Source organism: Nocardia sp. NPDC019395 (genome assembly GCF_040632335.1).
In the GTDB taxonomy this organism is placed as follows: domain Bacteria; phylum Actinomycetota; class Actinomycetes; order Mycobacteriales; family Mycobacteriaceae; genus Nocardia.
The window spans coordinates 74,994-88,225 of the sequence record NZ_JBEYBT010000009.1; the positions used below are offsets into that span (position 1 = coordinate 74,994).

Below are 13,232 nucleotides of genomic sequence, written 5' to 3' on the forward strand. Positions count from 1 at the left end.
TCAAAACGAGGTCGCGGACTGCCGTGCTTCCTCCATCGCAATCGACACTTTCCGGGCCAGGATGGAAATAGTTCTGCGCAGATACTGACCGGTGGTGGCGACGTAGCGATTGCCGGTCTCCTGCGCGATATCGAATACCGATCGGCCGACGAACCACCGGATAAACGTCCCTCGGCGCACGGGATGCATATCCTCGACCAACCGGCGCAACACATCGGGATGGTTATCGCGCGCCGCCCGCAGCACAGCAATAGCAGGCGCCATCTCTTCCTCCTCCGAGAAAGCGAGGCCTCCACCACCGGCCATGAGCACATCCAACAACGCTTGCCCGCCCGAGTCGGCGGCCACCACCGCGGCCGAGGCCGCCAGCCGGTGTTCCTGCTCCTCAACTTCCGAACGCGCCTGCTCACCCACAGCCGGCAGCTGTTTCACCAGCGCCGCGATCGCCGCGCGTAGATTCGAGCGAACGTTGTTCGAGTTCGTACGGCGTACCTCGGCTATGTCGGCCACCGATTCTCCGGCGAACCACAGGACGAAGGTATCCCGGCGCCCCGGCGCCAACTGCTCGACCAATTCCCGCAACCTGCGGGGATGCTCGACGCCCGCCCAGCGCAATACTTCGCTCTCGGACGCCAGCCCGCGCTTCGATAAAGCGAGATTCTCCCCACCGCCGGCCTCGAGCACATCGGCCAATGCCTGCCCACCCGCGGCCGCAGCCGCCAGTAGCGCGGCCCTCCGCCGTTTCGCGGCAACCCGAAGCTGCTCGACAACGGTAGAAATCGCCTCACGGACCGACCTATCAACGGCACCAGGATCAAGGCCGCATACTTCGGCGATATCCGCCATGGGCTGCCCGGTGAACCACCGGACAAATGTCTCCCGATGTTGAGAAGGCAACTGCCCGATCAACACACACAACGCATCGAGCTGCTCGGTACGAGCCCGCTGCAACACCGCAATATCAGCCGGCGCACTCTTCTCCGGCGCAGCAATATTTACGTTGCCGAGGGCAAGCGCATCCGCCAACGCCTGCCCACCCACACCCGCCAGTACCACCGCCGATGTCCAATGCTCCTGCTCGTCTTCTCGACGTTCCTCCTCTTCCCGGCGCTTCTGTTCCTCTTCCCGGCGCTTCTGTTCCTCTTCCCGACGCTTCTGCGCCTCCTCCCGACGCTTCTGCGCCTCCTCCCGACGCTTCCGCGCCTCCTCCCGACGCTTCCGCTCCTCCTCCCGACGCCTCCGCTCCTCCTCCCGACGCCTCCGCGCCTCCTCGCCCGCTAGCCGGAGACCCATTTCACTCGAAAGCCGTTCGGCAACATCGCTGATAATCCGGGGAAGACGGGATTGCACGGTTTTTCCGGCGAGTCCGGATGCGGCGGCGATCTCCGGCACGGACTGGCCCATGAACCAACGAACGAACATCTCGCCACGCCGGAACGCCAACTGCTCGACCACGAAAACCAGTGCATCGAGGTGTTCGACGCTCGCGTTCCGCACAGCGGCAATCGCCGATGCCTGCGGCCCTTCCGACAACGCGAGATCCACACCGCCGAACGCCAGCGCAGCTCCCAGATCCTGCTTACCGGCCAAGGCGTTCAGTGCGGCCGCGATCCGCTCAGCCTTCGCCACCGCGCCGGGAAGCTGTTCGGCAACCTGGCGAATCGCCTGGGATCCGTTCTCGCGTATGGCATCTTCGCTCAGGCTGAGTCGTGCGGCGATCCCGGCGGCTGGAAGCCCGATGTACCACCAGACGAATACCTTCCTTTGTTTCGAACTCAACTGTTCGACAAGCTGCCGCAACACATCGATCTGCTCAGGGCGCACCGCCCGCAATACCGCGATCTCCGGTTCCAGCTTCCGCCCTGACCACGCGAGTTTCACACCGCGGCCCGCGAGCACTTCCGCCAGCCCTTCCCCGCTCATGGGCAGATCAACCGATTCGTTCACGGGCGCACCGAGTTTGCGCACCAGCCGCTGCACGATCTCGGGCACCGCCGCACGCACCTGATGGGGCGGCTGACGCGTCAACCTGGCGGCTTCCTCGACCGACACTCCTGCCATGTACCGCAACTTCAGTAGCCGCTGTTGACGAGGATGAAGCGCGGCCACCGCATTGCGGAATTCATCGTTGCTCGCATCGGCAACAGCCTGCCGCTGGACACCCTGCGCTGCGTTCTCGACGGCACGCCGGAAACCGATATGACGTCCGGTAGGAGTGGGGCGGCCAGGTGGCTGACTCGCCGTATTTCCGGCCTGCTCCCGATTTTCCGCGGCCGGCGCATCCATCGGATCACGCTGAGGCTCGGGGTGTGCGGCAGTATGTTCGGCCGAGTTCCCGCCATCGCGCTCAGCGGGGGGTCCCTCGAATTTGCCCGGGAGGCCGGGCTCTTGCTCGGTGCTCCAGGCATATTCGGGCTTCGCGGTCAGCCCGCCGGTTTCGCTGGTGAAGTGGGCCGCGAAGAATTTGTCCGTAGTGGTGTCGTGGGCGTGATGCCAATCGTCGATGTGGCGGGTGCGGGGGATATCGGAGTCGGATTCGATGAGGGGGTCGGTGACGAACAGCTCGCCTTTGATATTTGTGATGACCCAGACGTGGCCTATGTCCTCGTCCGTAGCGGCGACGACTGCGGTATTGCCGTCCTTTGCACGGAGTTCGCGCATGATCTTCGCGATCGGGTCGGTACCGCGGGGAACGGGTCGCAGCCGGGCGTTGATGGCGGTTTCGAGACTGTCCGGGTCGGTGAAGTTGTCGGCGGGAATAGTTCCGTCGGTGTTCCCGTAGGCCCACATCGTGGTTGCGGCGTGGGAAATACAACCGATGGCGCGCAGCAGGAATAGGGCGTCGGTGACGGTGTTGTGCAGTGCGGAGCCCTCGGCCAGTGCCTGCGCGAGGTAACCGCCCTGCGCGGTACCGGCCACCGTGAGTCGCTGGTGGAATCGGCGCAGCACCGCGGCCGCTTCGGCAATCGCGGGGTGATCCGGCCGGTGCGCGGCCGCGCGCCCGAAAGCGTCGGCGGCCGCGGCCAGATGATCGAGACCTGCCGGCGTATCGCCCGTTTCGAGAATCTCCTGGCGCGCGACGGTGACCAGGTCCGTGACATAGTTGGCGGTCGCGGTCGTGAGATCCTGGGTGGCGCCGGCACGGGCTCGTTCATAGGCGATGGTGCGTTGGGGTAACCGGCGCTTCGCGAGTTCGCCGCCGCCCTCCGAAGGGCCACCGCCTCGGACCGTGGCATCGGTCCCCTCCTGGTATCTCCGCGGCGGCTGTCCACCGTCCGGCGGCAGGACGACTCGGTCCCTTCTCGGCCGGACTGCCGGCGTGGTCGACGCGGCCGCATCGATTTGGTCCAGCATCGCGGCGTACCAGTCGCCGGCACCGAGCGCCGCAAGCCGTGGCCGCAGTGTGACGAACCGCTGCCGGACCGCTTCCAGCCCGGCCTGCAGCATGCCGTCGCCGGGGATGAATGTGGTCCGGCCCCGCTCGTCGAACCGGAAATGCCGGCCGATGGGCCCGAGCAGTTCGGGCACCCCGGCGGGAGCGGTGAGCTGGGTATATGCCGTATATGCAGAGGTGCCGTCGCCGGGTGGTTCGAGTTGTTCGGAGGATGTGGTGGGCTGTCCCGGAGTGGTATCGGCGCTGGATCCGTCGTCTATCCCGAGACTTCGGCGAAGTTGCTCCGCGGCCGAGCCCTCGGCGGAGTGGAAGGCGGCGGCCAGGTCACCGGCTTCACGGCGGTCGGCCCGTTTACGTGCGAGCTCGTCGCGGGCGATTCCTTGCAGCCAGTCGACGGGGCCCTGCTGCCCCGGAACCCGCCAGCGGCGGGCCTCGGCGAATCGGAATACGGCCTCGTTGATCTGCTGCGCACGCCTCTTGACCGGCTCGGGTATCCGCCTGCCCGGCTGCGCGCCCATGAGGAAGAGGATGTGCCGGTAGATCTGGAGCCCGTACCGGTTTCGCAACTGTCGATAGGCCGGACCATCTTGCCACGAGATCCGTGGCGTCACCACGTCGGCGTCGGTGAAGTCACCGGCGTCAGTGGCTATCTCAGCAGCGGCATCCTCGGCAGTGTCGGCAACATCGTCATCGGCGGCGGCAGTGGCGGCGGCCGCGGCGGCGTACGGTGCCTCAGCTGCCTGCACGGGCGGGGTGCCAGGGGCAATACTCGAACTGTCTCGTGGGCCATGGTGATCGTCTTTTCCGGACGCACCGGCCTTTGCCGGATCGACGATGGAGCTGGGAGTGGCAGACTCTGGTTCTCCTTGCCGTCGGAAAGCCGCCACCGCTTGCGCGCTGGTGCTGACACCCAGCTTCAAACAGATCCGCTCGAGGTGATACCTCACCGCCCCGGGGGGAATATTCAGGTCCTGGGCGATCTGTGCCCGCTTCCTACCGATGGAGGTCGAATTGATTATCGTGCGCTCGAGTGCTGTCAGCACGGGGTCGGCCGGTTCGGAAAGGCTGTTGGGGTCGAGATGCCAGTCGCCCGGTGTCATGGTCAGTGCCTGAGCCATATTGGTAGCACCGAGTCGCCAGAGCAGATCTGCGGCGTGCTGCTGTACCTTCTCGAGGGGAATTTCCGAATTCGACAATTCTTCGTAGGAATTGCCGTTCGCAACTGCGGTGAGGAGTCTTCGATCGTCTGCGGACAGCTCGCTGTCTTTGCGTCTCTGGGTCGTATCGAAAGCGATGTGGTCGAGGACCAATCCGGCAGCAACGGTATTGGGGATATTCCTGGAACCGATTTTCCAGTAGATTGCGCGATCGCGCTTTCTCACAGCACCGATAGTTATATCCAGTTCTTTCGCGATTGCCTTCTGTGATAGACCCCGAGCGGTCCAGAAGAGCACTTCGATCTCCGCGTCCGTCAGCTCGAGCGAAGGGGGGTTGGCGGTCTCGGGCGTTTTCGCCTCCGGCACCCCTTCGGCCTGCCGCGGATCCCGCCCGAAAACTTTGTCGTCCGGGAAAGCACGCAGCTTACGGTCGCCCAACCCCTTCACCACCACGCCAGCCTCGATCACCACCGCCCACAACCCCGTCACCCCCGCGGGCTGCTGACCGTCCTCAAAAACCTCGACACGAACCCCGTCCATCACCTCGACCCGACCATCACCCCGATTCACCATCACCACGGCATGACCCATATCCAAACCGTCGTACTCCTCGAACACCACCGCCATCGCCCCCACCGCACGACCCCGCAACACACCCGCCACCGCATCCCGATCCGCAAACTCCTCAGGACGATGCTTGAACGCCTTCACGATCCGCGCACCGGACACACCCGCCGAGCTGACCTCGTCCAAGGCCGCCACCAGCTGCAGCCCCTGCTCCGCGTCCACCCGACCGAAAGCCACCGGCACACAATCATTCACACCGGCGAAAGCGCGGAGGGTGGCGTCCGACCGCCTCCCCGGATCAGCGGCCCCATCGGCCCGGCCCGGCGCGGGAGGAAGAGTTGCTCCGCTATCGAAACCCGTCGTCTGGCCGACGACGAAATATTCCTCGTCGTCTGTGACGAAGTAATCGTCTTCCATATCGTCCGCGCGGCGATCGACCACCGCCGAGGAGGACACGAACAATGGCTGCTCATCCAGCGTGTGTCGCATCTCCTTCCATACGTCCGGGAACTGCCCGCGATACGCAGGAAGGGTCTCCGGCGGTGGCGATGGGTGGTCTACATAGCGCAGCTCGTACAGTGCTTTGCCGAACTGCGACTCGATGCTGAACAGTCCGGAGGAGAGAAAGCTGGCGGCTTGTCGGGTGACGGGTCCGGAGCCGACTTCCGTTTGCACAGCATCCGAAAGCGCGCGCTGGATTTCGAGCAGACCGGCCAGGCGAGGCAGCCGATGAACGGCCCGGTCCAGTATGACGGCGATATGCCGGATAAGTTCCCATGCCGCGTCATTGTGATAGCTGTGCCTGGCCATCTCGGCCGCGATCTCCACGGTTGCCAGCAGGTGCTCGCGTATGCGCGCTGCGAACTCGCTGTCCGGCACCGATTGCGCTGCCTCGGTATCGAACCATTCGAAGGCGGCAGTGACCCGATTCGCGGTGGCGAACAGTTCGACGGAGGCCGGGATGTTGTTTCGGTGCACACGCAGTTGTTCGTCGATATCGGATCTGGTCAGAGCCCATTCGTCGATCGCCCGCAGCAGAGACGTGGCATCCCGCCGGTGTTCGACAGTCGGTTCACCGTCGAGAGCTCCGGTACCACGGTCAGCGTTCGGCAGCAGTGCGATAGCGCGCAGAGATTGCGTGAGGCGATCGACACTTGCGGCGATCTGGACGCCTTTTCCGGTGAAGGAAGTCAGGTCCGACAGGTCGGCTTGACCTTCGGTAATGATGGCGGCGCAGTTGTGCGCGGTAATCGCTGCGGACGCGATAGCGGCGATCGTCCCGGACCAGGCCGTGAGATCCGCGGCCAGTTCGAACAAACTGGCGTAATCCGGGATTTCGCGGCCCAGTTCCCAGACTCGCAGCTGCAGCTCTTCGATGAGTACGAGCAGCGCTCGGGTCAGATCAGCCATTTCCGCAATCGGTGGCGCCTCGCCGCGGTGGACGGCCGCGAGGTGATCGTCGAGCCGGATACGAACCTGGTCGAGTACCGCGCCCGCCTCTGCGTCGGCCAGCTCCGCGAAACGATCCCACAGCTGGTCGAGGCTGGTTTCCGCGATGCCGACGGTCGCCGGATGGGGATCAGGAATCGGAGCGGGTGGGGTGACCGGTTCCGCTGCGGCTGCGGTATCAACGCTCGGATCGGTAGGCAGTAGCCCGCCGACGACGCGCAGATCTGCCAAGGTGCGTTCCAACGCTTCATAGACGTCGGCACCGGGCGATAACTGCTCTATGGCGACGATCCCGATCCACATAGGCCGGGAGTAACTCGTCTGCGTATTGTGCTCGTCGGACAAGACCGTATGCAGCTTGCCGACGAGCTCCATGGTCTCCTCGATATGCCGGTGCGGGAACCGCGCGGCGACGGACGCCAGCTCGCCGTGCAGCCGGTAGATCAGTTCGACCCCGGCGCCGCTGTCGGGAGTTTTGGTGAGGTAATACCGCGCGATCTTGATCATGCCGGCCAGATGGGATGCGGCCGCAGCGGCGAACTCGGCATCGGTGCCGGAACGGGCGCGTTCGAATTCCGCTGTCAGCAGATTGTATTCGCGGAACGCCATGGCAAGATCCCGGCCCGGCGCCTCATCAGTGGCCCTCAGGAGCCGGGTATCCAGGTGCGCGGCGCCACTGGCGAGAAGAACTCGCGTCTGCTCGGTCAGCGCGAGATGCGCACCGACCGCGACGACCGAATCGTGATGGTCCGTGGACGGCGCGGCATCTCCTGGAACAGTGGCCGCCATATCCCAGGGCAGCTGGGTGAGCAATCGCTGTACCCGGTCGCACGTCCGACGCGTCCGCATGATGAAGTCTTTCAAGCCGCCGATCTCACCCTCGTGGACTTCTGGAGCACTCAGCGCCCCCAGTCCGTCGATCAAGGCGTCCGTCGCGACAACCATGGACCGCAACAGCGGTAACCGGTCCACGAGCTGCCGGGCAGTGCGGAAGAGGGATGTGTTATCGGGGATCGGGTCCGGCGCGTCGAACCGGAACCACAACTGGTGGTCGAGCGCGGAAAGGGAGCGCAGCGCATCGATCAGATCACTTCCCGCACCGGAGTCTCCGGTGCGGAGGGTGTGCAGATGCGTAGTGACCGCCGCGGTCAGGCCATCCAGCAGTGCGTGCGCCCGCACTTCGGGCAGATCCCGGATTCGGCTGAGTAAATCCTCGAACGGGAGGTCGCGTACTCCGGCAAGCCACTGGTGCACAAGGGGGGAGATCGGCGCCGGTGGGACGTGGAAGTCGATGGGCGGCTGGATGTTCAATCCGCTGTCGGCGGGATCGAATTCCGAGGTTGGTACCTCGGCGCCGCCGAGAGGTGCTGGTTGGACCGAGGGAGCCTGCCACTGTGCCGCGGGTGGATTCGTCGCATCGATGGCAGGCAAGAGACGGGGCATGGGATTGAGCGAGCCGACCGGTTCCGGCATACCGAGCAGACCGTACCTCCAGCCGCACGTTGCCAGAACCAACGCGTCGTGGAACTCGGAGTGGATGAATCTGATCTGTGCCACGGTGAGCTGCCCGAATGCCGCGGCCCGCGCCAGGCGCACGGTGTCGTGAATGACCCGCTGCACATCGAAGTATCGCTGATAGATCAGCCCGCGTGGCAATGAGTCGATCAGCGGTTCGCCGGCGATGTGGTTGGTCCACTCCCCGTCGTAGGCCGGATCACCGAAACGGGCCATCTCCCAATCCACCACTCGGGTCTCGGTTTCCGAGATCACCAACCGGCCGTCGACGAGGGTGAACAGCAGATTCCCTTCGTGCAGATCGCCGTGCACGACCTGGAACCGCACCGAATCCAGATCATTCGAATTCGCCACGATGAACTCGAACGGATCGTCCGGCACGCCGAGCCGAGCGAAGATCGACCCGAATTCCCCTTGCAGCGACTCCCACAGCCGCCGTTTCTCCGCCACGAGCTTGCGGATGAACTGCCCGGGATCACCCTCGCCGACAGGGACCCTGCTCAGCTCACGCTGAATCTCCCTGATTCCCTCGTTCAGACGAGCGACGAGATCGCCATCATCGGGTAGGTCCGCGACCGTGACGGTGTCCTCGAAGAAGTTATGAATCTGGACCGTGGCACGGGTCCCGTCGGGAAGTTCCACATTGTGCAGCACCTTGTACACCCGGGGAACATTCTTCACCCCGTATCGAGCCAGTAATTCCAGGATCCGCCATTCCGCGGCAACGCGAGTATCCATACCGTCACCACTGGATTTCGCGATCCGGACCATGAAGCGGCCGGTTTCCCGGTCACCCACCGGAATATTGAGATTCCAGCTGCCGACCAGCGCATCGGGCAGGTTGTCCAGTGCGGTGGCGATCATGCGCCGTGCAAGGTCCTCGTCGAGTTCGATTCCGGTGTCACCGCCGAGGAAGCAGTAATCATCTATCGGGCGCAGACCTGGAATCGGTTGTGCTGCGGAACTGTCGGGTTCCGAATTTTCGTATGTCGACGTGGTCACCACCACAGGCGCGGTGCCGGCATCGGCCGAACGGCAATCGTGCACCGCCGCAGCGAAACGCATCAGCACCTCATCTCCGAAGCCGTAGTACGGATCGGGGGCGCTCTGCCCAAACCAATAGGTGCGGGTCAGCCATTCGGCCTGTTCGGGGTCGAGTGCGGCCAAGCCGCGGTCCCATTGGTCGCGAGTGGCCTGCTCGACAGATTCGAGCCACGCTTGCGAGATGGGCAGTCGCGGTGCCATGGCGCCGGGCATGGGGTCGGCCTTCTCGACAAGATCGATCAGCACTCCCTGACGCCAGCGGCTGAAACGAACATGTGGTATTGCAAGCCTATTGGCAGCAGCCCTCAGCTGTTTTGTCGAGGCACCGGACTGTTCGGCCGCTCGGGCGACTATGGATCGGGCGGTGCGGATATCACCGACTGTCCGGTAGATCTCGCCGATCAACTGGTCGTTCGGCTGGGTTGCGGTCGGGGCCGCATTCGCACCGGCGTGCCGTTCGAGATCATCGTCTCGGTTGTGGAATTCCTCGTCGGTCAGCTCGGGGAAGCCTTCGGCCTGCCGCTGAGCCGAGAGCCCTCGACCGGTATCGGTATCGGTCTTTCCGGAGGTCCGGGGTGTTTTGTCCGGTGTGAGTCGGCCTTTGTCGTTGCCCCACGGCCGGGGGTCGAACGGATCGTCCCCGGCGTTGTGGTGGTACGCCACCGCCTGATCGGCGAGGTCGGTCAGCCCTATCTTCGCTTGCCGGCCGGAAACAGATCCGCGTAGCGACGCCGAACGTGAAGGGGCCGAACCCGATCGATCGCCGGCGTCGGTGGCTGATGTTGTCTTATTCGGTGATCGCGGTCGCGGCGGCACGCCGCTTCCGCCGCCACCCCCTCCCGGATCATTTTCCTCCTCATCGAAATACAACGCTAGGTTGCCGCGGTCGGATGCGACGGTGATATCGAGTTTCCGCGCTCCCCGGACCCCGGACAGCTCCAGGGTGAATACGCCGTTGCCGTCGGTGAGACAAGCAGTGGGGCGCGGGCCGTTGCCGGATATCTGCTCGACGACGGTCGTGAACGCCCGAGTGACCTGATCAGGGTCGGTCCAGCCGGTCATCAGCTGTGGCAGCAGCAGCTCCGCTTGTAAGACCCGGGCCGGCCGCAGCCGATTCAACTGCGCTTGTACCCGTACCGTGCCCTCGGCCATCTCGATATCCAGGAGCGGGCTACCGTCGGCGTCGCGAACCTGGATACGGTGGCCCCTGCCCCAGTGCTCCACCGGCCAGAGCTGCGTCCCCTCGCGCTCCAACGTGGTGGCAAGCACGGCGGTGACGGCGGCCCGGCCGTCGATGCCGAGATTCGGTATCCGGGCGAGCGCTTCGGTTATAAGGGCCTCCGGGGATTTCGGCCGGTCCGCCACGGCGGGGCGGGCCTGCTCGTCGAGTCGGCGGGCCTGCGCCTCCCGTTCCCCCAGCAATTCGACGGCCCGAACGATCGGTTCCACGGCCAGGAACCGTTCACACATCGCGGCCAACTGGTCGACGCGATCGTCCACCGGGCCCCGGGACTGCTGTTGCTGCTGGGCCTGGCCCAAGAGGTTGTATGCCTGGTCGGCGTTCAGCTGAGCGGGTGCGATACCCAGGAATCGGGCCAGTGCGTCGATCGCCTGATCTCGCTGCTGGGCCAGGTCACTCATCAACGGCGTACCCGGACGCGTGTGTGCTGGATCGAGCGACTGTTCGAAGGCGAGAAGATCGCAGGTTGCCCGCTGGCGGTCGGCTTCTACGTAGGCATCGATCGCCGCCTGGAGTGGGCCGATACGCGGATCCCACCGGCGGTAGGTGTCGATCGCCGCGACGATGGCACGATTCCGCGGATCAGTGGCCTGCCGTATCAATTCCAGTTCTGCGGATGCGGGTCCCAGATCGGCGAGTTCTTCGTCCGTGAACATCGCCAGTTCGGCGCGCGCCTGATCTCGATGCTGCCGAGCCTCGTCCCGTTCCTGGACCAGCGCGGTCAGCAGCCCGTGGATATCGAGCTCGGTCCGCGGCTCGGAACCGGCGGCGGGTTCCACGCCTTGCGTCGAGACGACCTCCCCGTTTGCGTCGTTCCACACCGATCGGTAGAAGTCGGCATACGTCAGCCCGGCCAGTCGTGGCCCCACCTGCTTCAGCAGCGGTTCCACAGCGGCGATACCGGCTTGGTTCGCCAATGCGTGTTCAGCTGCCGATGGTGTGCGTCCGCGGGCCGAAGCGTGGAGAGCCTGCCGGTATGCGTTCGTGTAGGCGAGTTCCAGGGCATCGGGTGGCCCGATGTATTCGCGGCGGAATCCGGCGGGTGGTCGCTTGTCTTCGACTTCGCGCAGTTGCCGCATCGCCTCGGCCCGGCCGGCCTGCGCTACCGCCTCCTCCTCGAGCCGTACGGCCACGTATTTTTCCCGGTCCGAGTGCATCAGGTCGCGTACGGCGCTGCCGTCCGGGCGATCCAAGTCCTGATAGACGTGAACGGCACCCGCGACCATGGCGGCGGCCAATTCGGCATCGGAGCCACCGATATCGAGTACCAAGGCCTTCCGGAACGGGTACAACCTGTCGTCGGCGTGCGCCTCCAGGAGCAGGTGAATACCGTTTTCGCGCAGCAGGTTATCGGCCCACCGGCCGATCTCGGTCTCACACATCATCTGCCGGACCCGGCGCAGCCGCCGTTCCGCAGCCTGTTCGGCCAGGTTCAGCCAGGGAACGTCAGGCAGTCGGAGCTCCGGGCGTGGTTCCGGATCCCGGATCGGCTCCACCTGCACCACAGCATCCACGTCGCTGTGGACCGAGCGGTACTCACAGCTCATACCGGACAAATCCGTGAGTTCGGGATGCGCGGCAATCGCTTTGTCGCGCAGGCGAAGATGTTCGTGCTCACCGGCCACGACGAGCAAGCGCGGCCGATTGCCGCCGATCACCGCGATATGATCGGTCAGCAGCATGCCGGGCTCGTGCTGGAGCACCACGGTCAGCACATCGCGCGCGGCCGCCGCATCGACTGCGGCGTGGGTCTCGGCCGCATCCCGCGCCGCTGCATTCCGCCATGCGACCAGATCACGCAGCAGCAGATCTGAATGTGCCCGTCGGCGAGAATCCGCAGGCGACGTACCGGTGGGCTGAACGGTGCCGTGCCGCTCGATCGCGCGTTCCACCGCTGCGAGATCCCGGTCGGCGGCAGTTCTGGCCAGCACCAATCGCCGGATCTCTGCCGCTCTCTCCGGTGTGCTGGGAGTATGCAGGTTCGCCCGATCGACTTCGGTCCGGCTACTGTGCCATTGCGCCTTGGCTCTTACCACATAGTCTGCAGGTGTCCCGTCCGCGTCGGGCATTGCCAGGAATTTTTTCAGGGCCCGAACACCGGCCCGGTAGCCAACAGCCTCGAGTTGCGATTCGGGAAGGTTTGGCGAGACCTTTCGCATAGCCGCGACAGCGGTGTCATAGGCGTTGGTGAAGACCGGGAAGCTTCTCCGGGGGCTGACTTCATAGCCTCGCGCCATCATTGCCCTGATATACAAGGACTGTGTGGCGAAAGCCTTTGCTTCGTGATGTAAAACAGCATCGACATATTCATCGAGCGACATCGTGAATCGGTTCACAAGACTGCTTGCAAGGAAATCTGCGGCGTGCTGGTTTTCGTGAATCAAGTCGATCGCCTGGGAAAGGTGCTCACGATCCGACGCCAGGATGTACCTCGTTAGATCCTTGGGCCTGAATTCACCGTTCGCATCCAGCAGATACGGTACATGGCGAGTCTTGACAGTGGGCACCAGCGATTCCGCCCATTCCGGCCCGGCTTCGGCCACCATCGCCACCACCTGATCAGCGATAACGTCGTGTGACAAACCCACCGCGAACTCGAGATCGGCTGGATCCGCCTCATCCCCGGCCAAATTCAGCGGTCGACCCGCAGCATCGAACCCGACCGCCCACACGCCCTTCAGATCCGCCAGGTCCTCCGGGGCCATCACATCGTCGAACGGCCCGAACACCCCCTTACCCGGATCCTCGATTTCGATCCCGCCGCCCCGCCACACCAACCGGAACACATGCCCGGCAACACCATGCTCATCAGCTTTGTCGAAGCCGTGGAAAACCAGCACCGACGCACCCTCACGTTGATCCGCCG

Annotated in this window: 1 protein-coding gene (only partly in view); it reads right to left on the minus strand. The window is 64.5% G+C overall.

Translation table 11 applies throughout. From position 1 onward, the window contains the following. Positions 1 to 13,232: the 3' portion of a LuxR C-terminal-related transcriptional regulator gene (locus tag ABZ827_RS20725; protein ID WP_357238841.1), read on the minus strand. The gene runs 54,397 nt beyond the window's last position; 13,232 of the gene's 67,629 nt are visible here — the last part of the coding sequence; the start codon falls outside the window, past its right edge; the stop codon is at positions 1 to 3.